We start from the raw sequence: 19,412 nt of genomic DNA on the forward strand, positions 1-19,412 counted from the left end.
GCTGCGCCACCCACTTATTTTAGCCCTTTTTCAGGCACTCGCGCCCGAGCGTTTCGGCAATCTGCACCGCGTTCAACGCAGCGCCCTTGCGCAGGTTGTCAGACACGCACCACAGGTTCAGCCCGTTATCAATCGTGCTATCCTGCCGGATGCGGCTGATGAAAGTCGCAAAATCGCCTACACATTCAACAGGCGTGACATAGCCACCGTCTTCGCGCTTATCGATGACCATGACACCGGGGGCCTGCCGCAGGATGTCGCGGGCTTCATCCTCATCAAGGTGTTCTTCGAATTCGATATTCACCGCCTCTGAGTGGCCAACAAAGACGGGCACGCGCACGCAAGTGGCCGTGACCTTGATCTTCGGGTCGACGATCTTCTTCGTCTCCGCGACCATCTTCCATTCTTCCTTGGTCTCGCCACTGTCCATAAACACATCAATGTGCGGAATGACGTTGAATGCGATCTGCTTGGTGAACTGCTTGGCGGGCTTGTCGTCGGTCGGGTTGTAGATCGACTTTGTCTGGTCCCACAGTTCATCAATGCCGCCCTTGCCTGCGCCGGAGACGGATTGGTAGGTGCTGACAACAACGCGCTTGATCGTGGCACGGTCATGCAATGGCTTGAGTGCGACAACCATTTGCGCGGTCGAGCAGTTGGGGTTCGCGATGATGTTTTTCTTGGTGTAGCCGTGAATCGCTTCTGCATTCACTTCGGGGACAATCAACGGCACGTCGGGGTCGTAGCGATAAAGCGATGAGTTATCGATGACCACACAGCCTGCTTTCGCGGCCTTGGGCGCGTAAATCTTCGTAGCGTCCGACCCGACGGCAAACAGGGCCATATCCCAGCCGGTAAAATCAAACGTATCAAGGTCCTTGGTCGTCAGGGTTTTATCGCCAAAGCTGACTTCGCTGCCCAGCGATTTACGGCTGGCAAGTGCGGTGATTTCATCCACGGGGAAGGCCCGTTCGTGAAGAATGTTCAGCATTTCGCGGCCCACGTTCCCTGTGGCGCCGACGACGACGATTCGATAGCCCATTTGGCTGGCTCCTTGGTTGCAAGTGGGGCCTCTTACCGCGATGCGGCGGGCAGGGAAAGGGGGCGAAACAGGATGAAATGGCTTGCCGTGAATTCTCGCTGAACCTGTGTCCCTTAAGGGTAACGCATCAATTTCACTTGGCGTCAGCGCATCTTGCCCATGCAATGCGCGATCAGTCGATGTCGGAGCTTCACGTCACTGGACCATCCGGCCTTTTCGCCGCTTCACTATCTTGAGGAAATAAGGTCTGCCTTCATCACACGACTGTTGCACCAAAAGCAGGTCTTCTACGTTCCGTAGCGCGCCAGAAACATCGCGACCGCCCCGTCAACAACGCGCTTACGCTCGGCGTCGGTGAATTCTTCGGTCATGTTAAAGACAACCCGCGGAAAAATATCCGCCTTGCACAGTTCGTGAAACTGGTCCGCTGCGAGGGTCAGATCATCAATCTGCAATTCACCCCGGCCAATGGCGATCTGGAAAAATCCGACAATCTTGTCACGCACTAATTTCGGCCCGCTGTCGTAGAATTCGCGGCCCAATTCAGGGAAACGGTCGCTTTCGCCCACGCAGGTCCGAAAAATGCGCTTGCCGAAACGTGAGGTAATGAAAGCGACGATCTCGTGACCGATCCGGTGCAGCACCTGTGCGACGTCGGCATCCATATCGATGGTGTCCATCGCGTTTTCCGCCTGCCGGGCACATTCTGTTCTTGCAACTTCCATGAACAGCATCCGCTTATCGGGAAAGTAACTGTAAAGCGTCGCCTTGGAGACACCCGCCGCGCGCGCGATCTCATCTACCGACGCCCCTTCGAAACCGTCGTCCAGAAAAACCTGTCGGGCTCCTGCCAGAACCTGATCAAATTTGCGGCCCCGCTTGGGCTCAATCACACCGTCCGGCATATTTTCCTCCGCCCTCCTTCTTTCACTTATAAACTGATCAGTTTAGTTGTTGCAACTTGCTTATGTAGGGCAATAAACTAACTTAGAACTATTCTAAAGAAAGGGACATACCGATGATTCCTGGAGTTGCCAACCGACGTCGCTTCAAAGACCTGTCTGAAAAGGAAATCCTTGCTCTCGCGATCTCGTCAGAGGAAGACGATGCCCGCATCTACCGCAGCTACGCGGACATGCTGCGCGCGGACTTTGCAGCCTCGGCCACGATCTTTGAAAAGATGGCAGCAGAAGAGGACGAGCACCGGCGCCGGCTGATCGATCTTTTCAAGGCCCGATTTGGCGATGTGATCCCTCTGATCCGGCGCGAGCATGTCTCCGGCTTCTACGCCCGCCGCCCTGTCTGGCTTGTGGAAAACCTTGGGCTTGCGCGTATCCGCGACGAAGCCAAGCAGATGGAACGCGACGCGCAGCGCTTCTACGAAACCGCCGCTGCCAGCACGACCGATGCAGCGACGCGCAAGCTGCTGGGTGACCTGGCCGCCGCAGAGGCCGGTCATTCCGACAAAGCGGATACGCTGACGGCCGATGCGCTGGATGAGGACACAAAAACAGCCGAAGAAAGTGCAGCCCACCGGCAGTTCATCCTGACGTGGGTGCAGCCCGGACTTGCGGGCCTGATGGATGGCTCCGTGTCGACGCTCGCTCCGATCTTTGCGGTTGCCTTTGCGACCCAGAATACATGGACCACGTTCCTTGTCGGGTTGGCCGCGTCAGTCGGTGCCGGGATTTCCATGGGCTTTACCGAGGCCGCATCAGACGACGGCCAGATTTCCGGTCGGGGATCACCTGTCAAGCGCGGGCTGGCTGCGGGTGTGATGACGACCATTGGTGGATTGGGTCATGCCCTGCCCTATCTGATCACCGATTTCTGGACCGCAACAATCATTGCCTTTATCGTTGTTTTTGTCGAACTCTGGGCAATCGCCTGGATTCAGAACAAATACATGCAAACCCCATTCCTGCGGGCCGCGTTTCAGGTGGTGTTGGGGGGCGCACTTGTATTTGCGGCCGGGGCCTTGATCGGGTCGGGCTAGGTCAGCAAAACTGCAGGTTTTTGGAAAACTGACCCGCTCCATATCAAACAGGTTCTCTTTCTTATGGCCAAAAATATCCCGGGGGTCCGGGGGCAAAGCCCCCGGCCTGTCGGCTTGCATCGCAAGTCGAAACAAAACTGACGGCGGTACCAGACGGGAATCTGCTGCGGCACCAAGACTGCCTGCATCAAGCGGTTTCAGACGTCGCGGACCATGGTTGTCGCTGCGTTAAAGCGGAAAATATAGCGCAAAATGCCTAGTTTCCGGGTTCCGATAGCTTCGAAACCTTCCTGCTCATAAAGCGCGCGGGCGCGCTTGTTTGTGTCGACCACATCCAACCGCACTTGCGTGTAACCGCGCCGACGGGCCTCTGCATAAAGCTCTTGCAGCAAGGCAGTGCCAACCCCCTTGCCTCGCGCATCAGCGGCAACGAAAAGCCCGTCCATCAGGAAACGCTTGTTTTCCACATCCCTTTCGAGCGCTGCGATCAGCAAGCCCCGCAATGCTGCGCTGGTCCATCCATAGACCCTTCGCATGTCGGGGAATGTGCCGCCCACCAGTGCGCCGTTCTCGGTCTTGAACCCGGCAACCCCAAGCAATCGGCCCTGCGCGTCATGGGCGCAAATACCGTGGTCGCTGCGCATAACAACCCCGATGAATTGCACCGCCTTGTATTTTGGGCCCAGGACAAACCCCAGCTTTTCACCAAAGGCCTGCCAATAAAGCGCGACGGCTTCCGCCCGGCTGGCATCGGGAATACCGGTACTGACTTTCATAACCCAAAGCTGCCAAATGGCACAAAACGCACGCTGTCGCCGGGGCGGATTTCGCGGGCAGAGTCGTCAAGTTCAACCAGACCAGTGGCCCAGCTGAGCCCCGACACCCGTCCGGATCCTTCTGATGGAAAGATGGCAACGCGGCCATTGCTGATCCGGGCGCGCAAATACTCGCGCCTGCCTGCTTTCTTGGATTTGCGAAAGGTGGCCCTGCCCATGTAGCCTTCAGGTTCGCTCCAGGTCCCGCCAGCAAGCACCTGCAATGCAGGACGCGCAAAGATCAAGGCGCATATCATCGCCGCAACCGGGTTGCCCGGCAATCCCAAAACCGGGGTCTTGCCCCAAAGCCCCATTGCCAAGGGACGCCCCGGTTTCATCGCAACGCGCCACATGGCCAACGAACCTGCGTTTTTTAGCAGTGACGACATGTGGTCTTCGTCCCCGGCAGAGGCGCCCCCGGAACTGATGATCACGTCACACGATGCTGACGCGCGGTCCAGAATGCCGCGTAATTGCCCACGGTCATCCGGCGCGCGGCCCAGATCGACAACCTTGTACCCCCACGCCGCCGCGATAGCGCACAACATCGGGCGGTTTGCATCAAAAATCTGGCCTTCGGTTGCTTTGCTACCGGGGGCCAGCAGTTCATCACCCGTCGACAGAATACCGACACGCAACCTTGTCCGCACGGGCAGTTCACCCACCCCTGCCGCCGCTGCAGTGGCAAGATCGGCGGGTGTCAACAGGCGGCCTGCACGCAGGATAACCTGATCTGCCGCCATGTCCTCTCCGGCCTTCCGGGCGTTGGCCCCAAGCCGGATCGGTCCCCGAAAAGCGATGCATTTGTCCGTAACATTCACGTCCTCTTGCAGGACGACCGTATCAACGCCCTGCGGCAATACCGCCCCGGTCAACACCCGCAGCGCATGTCCCGCGGGCACGGTCCCGTCATAGGGATGGCCTGCGGCAGAGCGTCCTTCAAGCAGGGTCATGACATGTTCACCCGCTTCGGCGGGCCCCGCAAAACCATAGCCATCGACAGCCGAATTGGGTGCAGGCGGATGCGCACGCAAGGCGGTGACATCCTGCGACAGGATCCGTCCCGCGCCATCGTGCAGGGGCACCGTTTCTGACCCGGTGACAGGCGACAGGTTATCGCGCAGATGGGCCAGCGCCTTTGGCACCGGTGTCCAAGTGACACCGGGCGGCAGGGCGAAACAATCGTTGCGCAGCGGCGGTGCCTGAACAGGGGCAACAGCCGCCTTCATCAGCAGCTTTTCGTGACCAAGCCCCAGAATAGACCCTTCCGGCGTGGCGGGCACATCCAGCAAAGTTTCAAGCTCGTCCGGTGGCATCGCCGACACCGCGCGCGCCAGCGTATACACCTGATGGGCATCCCTGACCCGGTCATCAGGTTGGGTGGCGGCCACGACCTTGCCGATTAGCGACGGCCAGACTTCGACCAGCGCCACATCCGCCGTCAACGGCTCGAACGGCCAGACGGATGCCCCGCATGTCTTTCGCAAGCGCGACAAGACAGGCAGGCCCATGATGGTCTGCGACCCGACCGCCCCCGCGCCGGACAACTGCCAGACTGGAAAGGCCCCTTTGGCGGCCTCTTCTGCGGCGCGTTTTTCCGGCAGGCCGTGGCCTTCGCGCGTGCTCCCCTTACGCGGCAAACGCTTGACATCACGCTTGAGCGCATTGCCCCAGAACGGCCCCACGCCGGGAAACAGCGCGTTGATTTCGCCTGCCACATCAAAGCGATTGTTTGATTTCGGGCTGTCCTCGATCTTGGCCTCAAACCAGTCCCAAACAGCAAAAGGGTCATCAGAACCGGTCAGAACCTCGCCAAATCCCATTGGGTAGCCAAAGGCAAAGTCAAACCCTGCCAGAACCTTGCGCCCGGCGGCCTGTTCGGTGCGCAGGAACTCTGTGATCCAGCCTTCCGCCACCTGACGGTTGCGCAGATAGACAGGTTCCTGAGCGATGCCATTGCGGGCAACGCCAGCAAAGATCGAATCCTTTTTGGGGGTTGGGCCACGGTCATTGCCGCCCGACCAATCCACCATCAGGACCGTGTCGAATTTCATAGGCCAACCTCTGCAAGGATAAAGTCTGCCACAGCAGCAGTATCATCAAGATCGAAAACCGGGCGATCAAGGTCGAGGGCCGTGTCGCTTGCGACAGCGCGGATGGTTGGGTCGTTTTCTGCAATAAGCGGATTGCCGGTCACAGCGCGGTGCGCCTCGACCTTGGCGTGACTGTCGCGCTTGTACCCTTCGATCAGCACCAGATCGACCGGGTCAAGACGGTCTATCAGTTCCGCCAGCGTCGGCTCGGTCGCGTCGCGCAATTCGGTCATCATCGCCCAGCGCGTACCAGACGACAGGATCACCTGACTGGCCCCCGCCTGTCGGTGGCGAAAGCTGTCCTTACCCGGCTGGTCCACATCGACCCGGTGGTGTGCATGTTTGAGCGTGGATACCGTGAAACCCCGCCCTGTAATTTCGGCGACCAGCCGTTCCATCAGGCCAGTTTTGCCTGCATTCTTGTAACCGACGACGCCATAGATCTTCATAACATCGCCTTTGCCTTGGTCAGGTCATCCGGTGTGTTGACGTTGAAAAAGGCCGCATCATCGGGAAATTCCGCCGTGGCAGCCCCGTGCTTGTCGGTCCAAAGCACCACCTTACGCAAGCCATCCTGCAAGGCCGCACGCAAGTCATCGCGCAGGGCCACGGGCCACAGCCCAAAGGTCGGATGCCGCCCGCCGGGTGTTGCGGCCAACGCCATCTGCGCGCCTTTCTTGTCGGCGGCCCGCACCAGTTGCGGCACCAGATCACAGGGGAAAAACGGTGTGTCGGCCGCAGCGGTCACAATGTGGCTCGCCCCTTGAGTCGCGGCCCAGTCAAGGCCCGCCAACACGCCGGACAATGGCCCGGCAAAACCATCGATGCTGTCGGGCACCACAGGCATGTCCAGATCGGCAAATCGGGAAGGGTCGCCATTGGCATTCAGCGCAAGCCCTTCGACTTGTGGTTCAAGCCGGGCGATCACATGCGACAGGATCGTACCCGCACCCAAGGGCAAAAGCCCCTTGTCGCCGCCACCCATGCGCGTGGCTTGCCCGCCCGCAAGGATGACACCCAGCGGCGCTTGCGACAGGTCCATCATTTCCGCCCCATCCTACGCGGTTCATCTGCGACTTTCGCAGGGTCCGCGTCACGAATCAGGCGGTGTTCACCAGCAAGGCAGACAAAACGTTGCCCCTTCATGCGCCCGATCAGCGTCAGACCGACCTGCTGCGCAATTTCCACACCCCATGCGGTGAAACCGGAACGCGACGCCAACACAGGAATGCCCATCAGGGCGGTCTTGATGACCATTTCAGACGTCAGCCGGCCCGTCGTATAAAGGGTCTTGTCCGCCGCGCTGACCCCTTCGGACAGCATCCAGCCTGCAATCTTGTCAACCGCGTTATGGCGGCCGACATCCTCCATATAGACCAGCGGGCGCGGCCCTTGGCACAGGACTGTGCCATGGATTGCACCGGCCTCAAGATAGAGAGACGGGGTCCGGTTGATGTGGGCAGCCAGCGCATAAAGGTCAGAGGTGCGTACCTGATTGTCCGGCAGCGTCAGCCCCTCGAGTCCTTCCATCATATCGCCAAAAACCGTTCCCACGGCGCAACCGCTGGTGCGGGTCTTTTTCTTCAGCTTATCCTCGAACGTCGTGGTCGCTTCTGTGCGAACGACCACAGTTTCAAGCTCTTCGTCATAGTCGACGCCGGTGATCGGTTCACCATCACGCAACATGCCCTGATTGCGCAGGAACCCCAGCGCCAGATATTCAGGATAGTCCCCGATGGTCATCGCTGTCACGATTTCCTGCCGATTGAGGAAAATCGTCAGGGGACGTTCCTCAACCACATTCAGGTCAACAGGCTGCCCGTTCTGGTCAGTGCCCGTGACCCCGCGTGTCAGCCGGGAGGCTCCCGGATCAGGTGCAATCAAATAGTCGGATAGATCGTCAAGCCGCGCCAATTGTCATTCCTCAATCGCGCAGTTAAGCCTAGCGCAACGCAGCCAAACTAGGCCAATGTCATGACGACTTCCACCACGAAAACGAAAGCCCGGAACGCATATCTTGCCGGGGTGCGTGACGGCACACCCTTTATGTTTGTAGTCGTGCCTTTTTCCGTGCTGTTCGGGGTGGTCGCCACTGACGCGGGTCTGTCGCTGGCACAGGCCATGAGCTTTACCGTTCTGGTCATCGCAGGTGCGGCGCAGTTTGCTGCGTTGCAAATGATGGTGGAGAATGCGGCCTTGCCCTTGGTCCTGCTGGCTGCATTGGCCGTGAACCTGCGCATGGCGATGTATTCGGCGTCGTTGGTGCCCTATCTGGGGGCCGCACCAATGTGGCAGCGGGCTTTGGTGTCTTACCTGAACTTCGACCAGACCTATCTGACCAGTATCACCCGTTACGAAAACAGCCCCGAGATGACAGTGCCCGAGCGGGTGATGTATTTTATGGGGGTCGCCACACCCATCGTGCCGCTTTGGTACAGTATGACGCTGGTGGGCATTTTTGCGGGGGCGTCTATCCCTGATGCATGGGCGCTGGATTTCATCTTGCCGATCACTTTTCTGGCGATGGTTGCCCCGATGCTGAAGTCCCTTGCCCACTTGGCCGCTGCCGCCGTTTCGGTTGTTGTCGCCTTATTGCTGATCAACCTGCCATCTGGCATGGGTCTGCTGATTGCAGCGGGGGCGGCGATGGTCACAGGCACGCTGGTTGAGACATGGCTGGAGCAACGCAAATGACCTACAGCACAGTCCAAATCTGGGGGATCATCGCAGCCCTTGCGGTCGGAACATTCCTGATCCGCTTTTCGTTTCTGGGACTGATTGGCGATCGCCCGATGCCGCCGATTGTCTTGCGGCTGTTGCGCTTTACGCCTGTGGCTGTGCTGCCGGGCATGGTCGCCCCGCTGGTGCTTTGGCCCGCCGCCACCGATGGCGACCCCGACCCCGTCCGGCTGGTTGCCGCAGCGGCAACACTTGCCATCGGGATTTGGAGCAAGAACGTCCTATGGAGCATGATTGGCGGTGCCGCGACGCTGTACGCCGGTTTGGCGCTTACGGCTCTGTTCTGAGCGCCGCCGCAATTTCACGCGCTGCGATGCTTTTGTCGTCAGCGTCATTTTCGCGATAGACGCGGGTTTCGACGCCGGGCAATTGCCCAAAGGCCGTGTTCAGCTTGTCAGGGAACCATGTTTGGGGCAGATCCGCGAACCCCGGCAACGACCGCAAAAGCCGCGAGGTGAAGCGGGTGCAGTTGGCCTGTGCCACCGGACCGACTTGCAACGCCTTCTTGAACGCCTGTTCGGCCACATCGGGGCTGACTTCAATTTTGTGGCCGACCACATAGTAGGTCACGCGGGCATGAAAGCTGACGTAATATTGCTCAAGCTCAGGCGTCACGCCAAACAGCACATCGTTGCGTTCGGGCATACGGGATTGTTCCCAAGAACCGGCGGGATCGAACATGACCCGCTGGCTGGCATCGATCAACAGCGCGGAATGGGCCCCGTTGTCAGAGCCGACATTCAACATGGTATAAAGCGTCAGAGACTTCGGCCCTGTCCCGCGATAGACCGCCTTTGACACCACATTGTCAGGTGCCCACACTTCCTGTGTTGCGCAGGCTGACAGGGCCAGCGGCGCGCCGATCAGAAATTGCCGTCGCAGCAAGGACCTAGCCGTTGACCAATGCAATAAAGATCAAAAGGACGATGCAGAAAATCGTGCCTTTCGTGACCATGGACATAAAGGTAGCAAACGTCTTTTCCTGAACGCTTATGTCCATTTCACCGTGCTTGTGTTCAGCCATGTCAGATCCTTCTCAAAACGTGTTACGCATCGCATAACCGATAAAAACCAGCCTGTCACCCGGTCAGTTGGTCACATTTTCATCGCGCTCCAGCCCTTCGGCCAGCCGAAACCCGATCCGCTTGGGCTCTGGCTGGTCGATATGTTTGGGGCTCGCGATCAAGGTCACATTAAGTTGGCTGACATGCTGGATCAGCTGGGTCTTCGCCCCTGCTTCATTGACGCCATAATATGTCACTATATCAGGGTCGTAGTAGCCCAATCCTTCGATACGGATCACACCGGCATTGCCCCCGGCCAGCCCCATCCCGACCTCGTGATCATTATCCAGCTGCTTTTCGAAGTTCTGGATATACATGATGATTCGCTCGTAGGCCCATTGCGCCGGGCTTTTCTGTTTGACCGGTTCGCCCAGCGCCTTGGGAAGGTCATCCGCTGACACGCCGGGCACGTCGGGGTCGGTGTGGATTTCCCGCATTTTGGGCAGGGCGTCATTTTCCCAATGCTCCGCCGAGGTATCAATCGTCATCTGATCTTTGGTCATAGGGGCACCGCCGTTGTTTCCTTGATCTCCTCCATAACGAAACTGGCCGAGATATCCGAGACCGAAATCCGCGCAGTCAGCCGTTTGTAAAAAGCATCATAGGCGGGCACATCGGCCAATCGGACACGCAGCACATAATCCAGATCGCCGGTCATGCGGTAGGCCCCGACCACTTCCGGCATGGTCCCGAGCGTAGACTGAAAAGCCGCCCGCCACGCATCATCGTGTGCATTTGTGCGGATGAGAACGATCGCTGTCAGCGGGGCACCGACCTTTTTGGGGTCCAGCAGGGCGACCCGCCCTTTGATGACACCCGCCTGCTCAAGCATCTTGATCCGCCGCCAACAGGCATTGCGCGACAGGGCAACCTGATCACTGATGTCATCCACCGATTGCGCGGCATCATTTTGCAGAAGCGCCAATATAGCGCGGTCTTTTTCGTCTATGATATGGTCCATGTGCAGGATTTTATCCCAATATTGCATTATTCCGCAATCATCTTTGGGATCATTTCTAACCCTGCACTGGTTAGACTGCATCAAACCAAATGAAAGAGTTCACAAATGTCCAACAGCCGTTCAACCATCCCAAACCCGTTCGCAGCCCTGTTTCTGGCGCACCCCGCGTCAGTTGATGAGACCTATTTCGAACACATGCGCTTTGCCTTCAGCTTTGCCTTTTGGCTGGGCCTCGCTGCCTTGGCAGCACTGATACACGCACTGATCCCGGCAGCATGTGAAACCACCGCGAGCCGTATTCTAACGCGCCTGCACGGCAGGATCGCCGCCCGTCACGAAAGCGATTGATACTCCCACGCGCCATCTGTGTTCAGGGTCCGGCTGACCTTGCCCGCCTGATGCAAATGGTTGACATGGGCCACGGATTCGACCAGCGCCAGACCATATTCGCCCTCGCCAATCTGGCGTTTGAACAGCGCCGGAAAGCAGTCGCCGGCGGTTTTTGGCTTTGACAGGAACACCAAGAGGCGGTCCAGCGCACTGTGGTGGTTTTCGATCATCTGGCGCAGCCGGTCCGGCAGACCGGTGAAGGGCAGTTTGTGACCGCCAAGAACCAATTGATTTTCATCCGCAAAGGGCTGGAACCGTTCGCAGGCCTCGATCCACCCAGTGACCGGATCGGCCTCTGGTTCTGTCGGGTAAACGCCCAGATTCGGGCTGATCGACGGCAACAGCTGATCGCCGCCAATGACCAGATTGTCATCACGGCTCCAGAATGTGGCATGTTCAGGGGCGTGGCCGTTGCCCATGCGAATATCCCACGTGCGGCCGCCCATCGCGATTGTCTGCCCCTCGACCAGCCGCAGGTATCCCAGCGGCAATGGATCGACACAGTCGGAAAAGTTGAAGGGTCTGTCACTTTGCCGTTTCGCGAAAACATCGGGCGACATCCCGGCCCGCTGATAGAAGGTCAACGTCTCAGGCGGGTAGCTTTCCTGCACATCCAATGTCAGCATCCGCGACATCAGCCAGCTTGTCTGGGACATGGCCAGTGTTGCCCCTTGCGCCATGAACCAGCCAGCAAGGCCGACGTGATCAGGATGGTGATGGGTCACGACAACGCGCGACACGGGTTTTCCCGCCAGCGGCCCATCCAGCAACGTCTGCCATAGCTCGCGGCCACGCTTTGACGCAAAGCCGGTGTCAATCACAGTCCAGCTGTCGCCGTCGTCCAGCGCATAGACGTTCACATGGTCCAGTGCCATCGGCAGTGGCAGGCGCATCCACAGCACACCCGGTGCAACTTCGATCGCGTCGCCTGCGGCGGGCGGGGTTTCCCAAGGGTATTTGATCATCCGCGTTCCTTACGTGGCCGCACCGGCGGGGGCAATGCCCGCAGCATTGCCGCGTGCCCGTTTGCGACCCGAAGGTACAGCGTTTCGCTATCCCGCAAGTTCTTCCGCTGTGATGGCCATCAGATCATCGCCCCCTTCGCGGGCGTGGGCAAGCAGGCCTACATGTTCGGGCAGCACCCGCATGATGTAGAAGGTCGCAAGCTTCAGCCGCGCGACATCGCCATTGATCGCGGCCGACAGGTGGGCGTGGCCACCCAACACCCGTGCAAAGGCGCGCAGAAAGGGCACAGCCCCTGCAAAACGGTTGGTCAGATCATCCTGACTGACCAGCCATTCGGTAGTTTCGCGCAACGTCTCTGCCGCTTGCCAGACGGCTTCGGCCAATTCGGGATGGGTGGCTTTTGCGTTTTCGGCCCCCTGCTCGATTTCATCAAGCAAGGCAAAGGCGGCTTCGCCCCCATCCATCAGTTTGCGCGCAACAAGGTCCATCGCCTGAATGCCGTTGGTGCCTTCGTAGATCGTCGACACGCGCACATCACGGGCATACTGAGCGGCACCGGTTTCCTCGATAAAGCCCATGCCGCCAAAAACCTGTATGCCTGTGGCAGCCAGTTCAACGCCAATGTCTGTACCGAATGCCTTGCAGATCGGCGTCAGGAATGCTGCACGCGCCGTCCACGCTTTGTCACCTGTCGCCGTTGACATATCAATCGCAACTGCGTTCATCAAAGCGATGGCGCGTGCGGCAAAGACTTCGGACTTCATCGTTGCCAGCATCCGGCGCACATCGGCATGTTCTACGATGGTGCCCGTGCCCGGTGCACGGCCCTGCTTGCGGTCCATGGCATAGGCCAGCGCATGTTGCAGCGCACCTTCGGCAATGCCGATGCCCTGCGTGCCCACACCCAGTCGGGCGTTGTTCATCATGGTGAACATGGCCGCCATGCCGCCGTGTTCGGCACCAACGAGCCAGCCCTTTGCACAATCATATTCCATGACGGCTGTGGGCGACCCGTGCAGGCCCATTTTATGCTCCAGACTGACGATGCGCAGGCTGTTGCGCTCTGCGGGTTTGCCATCGGCATCGGGAATCAGCTTGGGCACCATAAACAGGCTGATGCCCTTGGTGCCGGGCACCCCGTCGGGCAACCGCGCCAGCACCAGATGGCACGTGTTCGCTGTGAAATCATTATCAGCCCAGGTGATATATATCTTTTGACCCGAAATCGCATAGCTACCGTCACCGTTTGGTTCGGCTTTGGTGCGCAAGGCCCCTACATCCGACCCGGCCTGCGGTTCGGTCAGGTTCATTGTGCCGTTCCATTCGCCCGAAATCAGCTTGGGTAGATAGGTCTCTTTGATGAAATCGGACCCGTGATGCTCCAGTGCCTCGATCTGGCCCTGACTCATCAACGGGTTGAGTTGCAAAGCAAGACAGGCGCCGGACATCATGTCATTCACGGCGGTGGTCATGGTCATGGGCAGCCCCATCCCACCATTTTCGACCGATGCTGACATGCCGATCCAGCCGCCCTCTGCGATGGCTTGATAGGCGGCACCAAATCCAGGCGGGGTACGAACAACACCATTTTCCAGACGCGCAGGATGCAAGTCGCCGTCGCGGTTGATTGGCGCGATCACTTCGTCACACATCTTGGCCGCTTCGGTCAGGATGGCATCAACCATATCGGCCGTTGCATCGGTAAAGCGGTCCGTTGCCGCGACCTTATCGAAACCGACGACATGCTCCATCAGGAACCGGAATTCATTGACTGGTGCACGATATGCCATGGTATTACCTCCGCTTTGTTCCGTGCCAAAGGGCGTTCCGCCGACACAGCCACTTGACGCTACGATAAACTTGCCTTCCGCCCCTTCAACCAAAACGCCACGTCACGATCTGTGACAAAGATGGTTAGGGCCCAAAGCCCCCGTCCGCGCAGTTTGCTGGACACTGGCGCTTGCGGCGCTACGCTGGCCGCATGACAGCCACACCGCATTTCGCAGAACCCGCCCCACGCGCCCTTTGCACCGATTGCGGGGTGTCGCGGATGTCTGACCCAAGTGCCTGCGGTCAGGCCTGCCAGTTCATCAAACCAGACTACCCCCGCCTTGAGCAAAAGGCGCATGGCCGCGCCGCTGCCACGTCGGGCGACGAAGCCTTCTTTGGTGTCAACGCCGCGATGTACCGTGCCGCCCTGACCCCGGCCCGCCCCGGCGCGCAATGGACAGGCCTGACAACAAGGCTGGCCGAACAATTGCTGCAATCGGGCACGGTTGATGCGGTGCTGACGATGGTCCCTGATGCAGACGACAAGTGGCGACCCCGCCCTGCAATCATCACCGACCCCACTGACATGGCAGAGGCGCGGGGCATGCGCATGGGCTATGCCCCGCTGCTTGCCCTGTTGGAGCCCGCGCGTGATGCAGGGCACAAACGTATCGCCGTGATCGGCATCCCCTGTCAGATTTACGCCTTGCGCGCGCTTGAGGCCAAATTGGGTTTTGAGCGCATTTATGTGATCGGTACCCCATGTTCCGACAACACCACGACCGAGAATTTTCACGGCTTTCTGGCCCGCCTGACCGATAGGCCAGAAACGGTGATCTACATGGAATTCCGGGCGGATTATCATGTGGAGTTGCGCTTTGAAGACGGTAGCCAGCGGCTGATCCCGTTTCTCAAGCTGCCTATCAGTGATCTGCCGCCCGACTTCTTTCCGCTGACTTGCAAGACCTGCGTGGATTACACCAACCGGCTGGCCGATATCACCGTGGGGTATATGGCCGGTGAGGGCGACCAATGGCTGATCGTTCGTAACGCACGCGGGCAGGCGATGCTTGATGCGCTGGGGGACGAAGTGATGCTGACCGCCCCCGGATCACGTGGCAAACGGGCGGGGTCTGTCAAAGGGTTCGTCGAAAACACGCGCCTTGCGGCAGGGGGGCTGCCACTGCGCCGGATGCCTGACTGGCTGCGCGGCATCATGGGCTGGCTGATGCCGCGGATCGGGCCACGCGGGTTGGAATTCGCTCGCGCACGGGTGGAAATGAAAGCGGCCGAGACGGTCCTGCATCTGCGCCGCGAAGAACCCGCCAAGATGAAAAACATGATCCCCGCCCATGTCTGGAACCTTGCCGAACCCTATGGGCTGACCCCGGACGAGGGTGAAAAACGCTAGGGGCTTTTCGCAGTATAGACACCAACAACCTCAAGACTGTTGGTATCAATGGCGACGGTCCCGCCGACCTCATCCGCATCGGGGCCAAAAAACTCGCCCCTTGTGCCAGATGATTCCGTGTCGTCATTCAAGCCCGAGAACAGGCTGCCTGTTCCCGTCGCACGCCCGCCGACAAAGGCCGCCCCGTTCAAATTGGCGCCAGATATGGTGAGCGTGCCCGCGTCAATTGTTGCGGGGTCCGCATTTCCCCGACCTGTCAGACCGGTAAAGCTGATGTTCGCGTTGCTGTTCTCAAAAGAGACGTTCACCTCGGCCGCTCCGCTGACGGCATAGGTGTCTGTCGTATCGGTCGCCTGTAGCCGCACGTCGCCATTGTAAATGGACGAGCCTGTCCCAATTCCCGTTGCAAGTGCCGATGATGTGGGGGCCGTCTGGACACCCACAACCCCTGTGCCGAACTGGTCAAAGTCAGACCCCTGCAATTGGAACACCCGGACATAATCCGTGTTTGACAGGTTTTGCAGTGTCGCGGTGCCACCTTCATCAAGATCAACCAAGGTCCGGCCCTGATTGATCGCCCCGGCGAAAAGCCCGCCGGTGATACGGCCTGCATCGTGGTCAAGCGCGCCAGTGTTCTGGTCCAATCCGGTTAGTTCGGTCGACACGGACACATAGCGCAAAGACGACAGTTGTCCGCTTGTCGTATTGGCAAATACCACCGCACTGCCCTGCACGCCGTCCACCGCCTCTGGCGGGATTGACGCGCTTTCGCCAGAAATGTCAGCCGCAGGGGCCTGCACTTCGCCGCTACCGCCGCCACCGCCACAGGCGCTCAGCAAAATGGCAGCGCATATCGCAAGCGGCCAAGGGCCCGTTCTGTCCGTTTTGGTCATATCAGAAAGTCATCCGTCGTCAGGCCGCTTTCCAGCAGGCCGTGAAATACAATTGTCGTGCCTTGGTCGGCAAAAACCGCGCGACCGCCTGTGTCATTGATATTGGCAAAAACGTCGCTTGCGCGGCTGTAGCCAAAATCAATGAGGTCGATCTGGTCAATCCCGCTTTGGAAATCGACGCCCACGGCGCGTGTGCTGGCCGGATTGCCGGCATCAATCGCGAGTTCCCCGATCACGTTGGTCCCATCATCGGTGCGGAACAGGAAAATATCAGCGCCGCCGCCGCCTTCCAGATAATCAGTGCCTGCGCCTGCAATCAGCACATCGCGCCCGGCAAAGAAACTGTTGGCGGGGTCGCCGCGCAGCGTGTCGTTTCCTGAACCACCATCCAGCCGGTCATTGCCGATGCCACCCAACAGGATGTCATTGCTCCCGCCGCCGTTGGCGGTCAAAGGGCCAGCGCCGCCAACGATGACGTCATTGCCGACGTTCCCATAAAGGGCATTCACCCCCAAGGTATCTACGATGTAATCCGCCCCGCTGTTGCCCGATATGATGTCATTGCCGCCGCCACCGTTGATCCGGTCTGCCGCCTGGCTGCCCTGTACTACGTCGTTGCCTGCGGCTGCATCAATCGTCTGCCCGGTCAAATAGCTGCTGTAATCGATCATGTCATCGCCATCTGTGGGCGCATCAGGAACGGTCGATTCCCTTACGCCGTAAAGCGCTTGGATCCCTGCGATGTCGCCATCGCCCAGTTCGGTCGCATAGACTGTAGCATTCATGATCTCGGTATTGTCGGTCACATGGTCGAGCCCCAGCGCATGCCCGATTTCATGCAAGACAACTGCAAAAAAGCTCAGCCCGCCTTCATCGTCCGGCACCCATGTGTTGTCAGAGTCCATATAGATCGTCGCGCTAAAAATCTCGGCCACATCATTGTCGCGATCAGCGCCAGACCTGTAACGATAGCTGGCCAAGCCAACCGTGGACCCCGACAGGTTTGGAACCTGCGATGCATTATCTGTCTCGATATCAATGTCGGCGCTGCTGTTGGGGTCATACTCCACCATACGGAACGACAGGTTCGTCACCGATTGCCACGCGCTGAACGCCGCTTGCACAGCGAATTCGAAATTCGTCCGGCTAAAGCGGGAATCATGTCTCAGATCATCAAGGTTCATTGACCATGTGATTTCACCACTGGGGCGCTCCAGTACGTCCTCGCCCCATTTCAGGAAATAGAGGTTCGGGTCGTCTTCAAAGGTCCCTGTGGACAGTTCGTAGGTCATGCAGTCGCTCCGCTTGGGCGCGGTCACACGACGCCCATGCCATTCGTTAACACTTGATTAACCTTTCACCAGAGACACTGACGAAAATAAGGCAAGAACCAGAACCACAGAGGGATTTCGGCACGTTGATGCCGAGCGGGCCAAAAGTCGGCAGAATAACGCTCAAATGCGGGCTTATCCGCTGGTTAAGCGTTAGGATACGGGCAAAGCGGTCGTCTGCCGCACGGTGCGCAATGCAAACGATGACTGCATTTGGGCAACCCCCGGCAAGGTCGCAAGGTAACGGCGATGGATGCGCGCGAAATCATCGGTATCGCGGGCAACAACCTTTAGCAGATAATCCGCCGTCCCGGCCATCAAATGACATTCAAGCACGTCGGGGATACGGGCCACAGCCCTTTCAAACGCATCAAGCACCTCGTTCGCCTGGCCACTCAGCGTGATTTCGACAAAGACGGTCGTCGGCAATCCCATCTTGCGGATGTCCAACAAGGCGACATAGTCCCGGATATAGCCGTCTTTCTCAAGCCGTTGCACACGTCGGTGGCAGGCAGAGGCGGACAGGTTTGCGACCTCGGACAGTTCCGCGTTCGATATACGTCCGGTCTTTTGCAGAACCGCAAGGATTCGGCGATCAATGCTATCAAGTTCCAATTGGCGCGTAATCCTTCGAAGAAACGAATAACAAGCACGTATTTCTACCGCAGATAACGCTAACAGACAATCAATCATCCCGAGAATTTGCATGCGTTCTCAAGCATCATTGCCCTGCATGAGGGAGGAAGACACTATGCACATCGGTTGCCCGAAAGAAATCAAACCGCAAGAGTTTCGCGTGGGCCTGACACCCAACGCCGCACGCGAGGCGGTCGCACATGGTCACAAAGTGACAGTGGAAACGAACGCGGGTGCGGGCGCGGGTTTTCCCGACGCAGACTACAAGGACGCTGGGGCCGAAATTGCCGGCACCGCTGCTGACGTCTTTGACGCAGCAGACATGATCGTCAAGGTAAAGGAACCGCAGCCCGTCGAACGCAAAATGCTGCGTGAAGGACAGATTCTGTTCACTTATCTGCATCTTGCGCCGGATCCGGCCCAAACCAGGGACCTGATGGAATCGGGTGCCACCTGCATCGCCTATGAGACGGTCACAGACGACCGCGGCGGGCTGCCGCTGCTGGCGCCCATGTCTGAAGTGGCGGGCAAACTTGCGCCGCAGGTCGGTGCTTGGACGCTGCAAAAGGCAAACGGCGGGCGGGGTGTGCTGATGGGTGGCGTTCCCGGTGTCGGCCCGGCCCGCGTGGTTGTTATCGGCGGCGGGGTTGTCGGGACCCATGCCGCCCGGATCGCAGCGGGCATGGGTGCAGATGTCACCGTGCTGGACCGTTCACTGCCGCGCCTGCGCTATCTGGACGATGTATTCGGCAGGCAATTCAAGACTTCCTATGCCAGTGCGGGCAACACGATGGACCTTGCCCGAGAGGCGGATTTGATCGTCGGTGCGGTGCTCATTCCCGGTGCTGCGGCGCCCAAGCTGATCTCTCGGGCGCAGCTGGCGGAGCTGAAACCGGGGGCCGCTCTTGTTGATGTGGCCATTGATCAGGGTGGTTGTTTTGAAACCTCAAAAGCGACGACCCATCAGGATCCGATCTATGACGTGGACGGGATCATGCACTATTGCGTTGCCAATATGCCGGGGGCCGTTGCACGGACCTCCACAATTGCTTTGGGCAATGCGACAATGCCGTTTATGCTGTCGCTTGCCGACAAAGGCTGGCGGCAGGCCTGCGAAGACGACCCGCATCTGCTGGCTGGGCTCAACGTACATGCGGGGCAACTGACCTATTATGCAGTGGGCAAAGCGCTTGGCATTGATGTGCTGTCGCCCACGCTGGCGCTCAGATCATAGGCATTACTTAAAAAGGCCAAAAAGCCCGCGCGTCAGCGGGCTTTCTGGCCCATATCCGCAGCTGCGCACAG

General features: G+C 58.9%; 22 protein-coding genes. 6 read left to right on the forward strand and 16 right to left on the reverse strand.

What is annotated here, in order from left to right; genetic code table 11:
* Positions 1-19: 19 nt before the first annotated feature.
* Entirely contained in the window at positions 20-1,042 is a 1,023-nt protein-coding gene (locus C8N45_RS10290) for an aspartate-semialdehyde dehydrogenase (protein WP_108386158.1), read from the reverse strand.
* A 287-nt stretch (positions 1,043-1,329) separates the two neighbouring features.
* Positions 1,330-1,947, reverse strand: a complete 618-nt coding sequence (locus tag C8N45_RS10295) for a TetR/AcrR family transcriptional regulator (protein WP_108386159.1) — start codon at positions 1,945-1,947, stop codon at positions 1,330-1,332.
* Positions 1,948-2,060: 113 nt separating this feature from the next.
* Between C8N45_RS10295 and mbfA the strand changes: the two genes are divergently transcribed.
* A complete protein-coding gene (gene mbfA, locus C8N45_RS10300) occupies positions 2,061-3,038 on the forward strand; it encodes an iron exporter MbfA (protein ID WP_108386160.1) in 978 nt (325 codons plus the stop codon).
* A 197-nt stretch (positions 3,039-3,235) separates the two neighbouring features.
* On the opposite strand, the gene C8N45_RS10305 is transcribed toward mbfA, so the two are convergent.
* From C8N45_RS10305 to C8N45_RS10325, 5 genes are read right to left on the reverse strand one after another with little or no spacing between them, the layout of a single operon-like run.
* Entirely contained in the window at positions 3,236-3,814 is a 579-nt protein-coding gene (locus C8N45_RS10305) for a GNAT family N-acetyltransferase (RefSeq protein ID WP_108386161.1), read from the reverse strand.
* Positions 3,811-5,907: a molybdopterin-binding protein gene (locus C8N45_RS10310; RefSeq protein WP_108386162.1), complete on the reverse strand. Its 2,097-nt coding sequence runs from the start codon at positions 5,905-5,907 to the stop codon at positions 3,811-3,813. Before C8N45_RS10310 ends, C8N45_RS10305 begins: the two co-directional genes overlap by 4 nt.
* On the reverse strand, positions 5,904-6,395 hold the full coding sequence (mobB, locus tag C8N45_RS10315) for a molybdopterin-guanine dinucleotide biosynthesis protein B (RefSeq protein WP_108386163.1): 492 nt from the start codon (positions 6,393-6,395) through the stop codon (positions 5,904-5,906). The genes C8N45_RS10310 and mobB overlap by 4 nt, the downstream gene beginning before the upstream one ends.
* Positions 6,392-6,991, reverse strand: a complete 600-nt coding sequence (mobA, locus tag C8N45_RS10320) for a molybdenum cofactor guanylyltransferase MobA (protein WP_108386164.1) — start codon at positions 6,989-6,991, stop codon at positions 6,392-6,394. The genes mobB and mobA overlap by 4 nt, the downstream gene beginning before the upstream one ends.
* Positions 6,988-7,860, reverse strand: a complete 873-nt coding sequence (locus C8N45_RS10325) for a formate dehydrogenase accessory sulfurtransferase FdhD (RefSeq protein ID WP_108386165.1) — start codon at positions 7,858-7,860, stop codon at positions 6,988-6,990. The genes mobA and C8N45_RS10325 overlap by 4 nt, the downstream gene beginning before the upstream one ends.
* 60 nt (positions 7,861-7,920) lie before the next feature.
* Here C8N45_RS10325 and C8N45_RS10330 point away from each other — a divergent pair, with 60 nt between their 5' ends.
* Entirely contained in the window at positions 7,921-8,640 is a 720-nt protein-coding gene (locus C8N45_RS10330) for an AzlC family ABC transporter permease (protein ID WP_108386166.1), read from the forward strand.
* Complete coding sequence (locus tag C8N45_RS10335) at positions 8,637-8,972, forward strand: branched-chain amino acid transport AzlD family protein (RefSeq protein WP_108386167.1); 336 nt, start codon at positions 8,637-8,639, stop codon at positions 8,970-8,972. Before C8N45_RS10330 ends, C8N45_RS10335 begins: the two co-directional genes overlap by 4 nt.
* Here C8N45_RS10335 and C8N45_RS10340 read toward each other — a convergent pair.
* The 4 genes from C8N45_RS10340 to C8N45_RS10355 form a co-directional block, all read right to left on the reverse strand.
* Entirely contained in the window at positions 8,956-9,570 is a 615-nt protein-coding gene (locus C8N45_RS10340; protein ID WP_108386168.1) for a hypothetical protein, read from the reverse strand. The two genes, C8N45_RS10335 and C8N45_RS10340, sit on opposite strands and share 17 nt — an antisense overlap.
* Before the next feature lie 4 nt (positions 9,571-9,574).
* Positions 9,575-9,709: an aa3-type cytochrome c oxidase subunit IV gene (locus C8N45_RS10345; protein ID WP_108386169.1), complete on the reverse strand. Its 135-nt coding sequence runs from the start codon at positions 9,707-9,709 to the stop codon at positions 9,575-9,577.
* A 63-nt stretch (positions 9,710-9,772) separates the two neighbouring features.
* The gene (locus tag C8N45_RS10350; protein ID WP_108386170.1) at positions 9,773-10,252 is read right to left on the reverse strand and encodes a DUF6173 family protein; all 480 of its coding nucleotides are present in this window, start codon (positions 10,250-10,252) and stop codon (positions 9,773-9,775) included.
* The gene (locus tag C8N45_RS10355) at positions 10,249-10,710 is read right to left on the reverse strand and encodes an Lrp/AsnC family transcriptional regulator (protein WP_108386362.1); all 462 of its coding nucleotides are present in this window, start codon (positions 10,708-10,710) and stop codon (positions 10,249-10,251) included. Before C8N45_RS10355 ends, C8N45_RS10350 begins: the two co-directional genes overlap by 4 nt.
* Positions 10,711-10,815: 105 nt before the next feature.
* On the opposite strand from C8N45_RS10355, the gene C8N45_RS10360 reads away from it, so the two are divergent.
* Complete coding sequence (locus C8N45_RS10360) at positions 10,816-11,058, forward strand: DUF6356 family protein (protein WP_108386171.1); 243 nt, start codon at positions 10,816-10,818, stop codon at positions 11,056-11,058.
* Here the strand turns inward: C8N45_RS10360 and C8N45_RS10365 are convergent.
* Both C8N45_RS10365 and C8N45_RS10370 read right to left on the reverse strand, forming a co-directional pair.
* Positions 11,043-12,065: an MBL fold metallo-hydrolase gene (locus tag C8N45_RS10365; RefSeq protein WP_108386172.1), complete on the reverse strand. Its 1,023-nt coding sequence runs from the start codon at positions 12,063-12,065 to the stop codon at positions 11,043-11,045. The two genes, C8N45_RS10360 and C8N45_RS10365, sit on opposite strands and share 16 nt — an antisense overlap.
* Positions 12,066-12,152: 87 nt before the next feature.
* Positions 12,153-13,856 (reverse strand): acyl-CoA dehydrogenase, encoded by a 1,704-nt coding sequence (locus C8N45_RS10370; RefSeq protein WP_108386173.1) that lies wholly within the window; start codon positions 13,854-13,856, stop codon positions 12,153-12,155.
* Between the two features lie 191 nt (positions 13,857-14,047).
* On the opposite strand from C8N45_RS10370, the gene C8N45_RS10375 reads away from it, so the two are divergent.
* Complete coding sequence (locus tag C8N45_RS10375; protein ID WP_108386174.1) at positions 14,048-15,247, forward strand: Coenzyme F420 hydrogenase/dehydrogenase, beta subunit C-terminal domain; 1,200 nt, start codon at positions 14,048-14,050, stop codon at positions 15,245-15,247.
* Here the strand turns inward: C8N45_RS10375 and C8N45_RS10380 are convergent.
* The 3 genes from C8N45_RS10380 to C8N45_RS10390 all read right to left on the reverse strand — a co-directional run bounded on the left by C8N45_RS10380 (position 15,244) and on the right by C8N45_RS10390 (position 18,086).
* On the reverse strand, positions 15,244-16,140 hold the full coding sequence (locus C8N45_RS10380) for a transferrin-binding protein-like solute binding protein (RefSeq protein WP_108386175.1): 897 nt from the start codon (positions 16,138-16,140) through the stop codon (positions 15,244-15,246). The two genes, C8N45_RS10375 and C8N45_RS10380, sit on opposite strands and share 4 nt — an antisense overlap.
* Positions 16,137-17,432 carry a matrixin family metalloprotease gene (locus C8N45_RS10385; RefSeq protein WP_108386176.1) on the reverse strand — a complete coding sequence of 432 codons (1,296 nt, stop codon included), beginning with the start codon at positions 17,430-17,432 and terminating at the stop codon, positions 16,137-16,139. Before C8N45_RS10385 ends, C8N45_RS10380 begins: the two co-directional genes overlap by 4 nt.
* Before the next feature lie 192 nt (positions 17,433-17,624).
* Complete coding sequence (locus tag C8N45_RS10390) at positions 17,625-18,086, reverse strand: Lrp/AsnC family transcriptional regulator (RefSeq protein ID WP_108386177.1); 462 nt, start codon at positions 18,084-18,086, stop codon at positions 17,625-17,627.
* Between the two features lie 136 nt (positions 18,087-18,222).
* Here C8N45_RS10390 and ald point away from each other — a divergent pair, with 136 nt between their 5' ends.
* Positions 18,223-19,341, forward strand: coding sequence for an alanine dehydrogenase (ald, locus tag C8N45_RS10395; protein ID WP_108386178.1), 1,119 nt, complete (start codon positions 18,223-18,225; stop codon positions 19,339-19,341).
* Positions 19,342-19,412 lie beyond the last annotated feature (71 nt).

Source organism: Yoonia sediminilitoris, assembly GCF_003058085.1.
GTDB classification, from domain to species: domain Bacteria; phylum Pseudomonadota; class Alphaproteobacteria; order Rhodobacterales; family Rhodobacteraceae; genus Yoonia; species Yoonia sediminilitoris.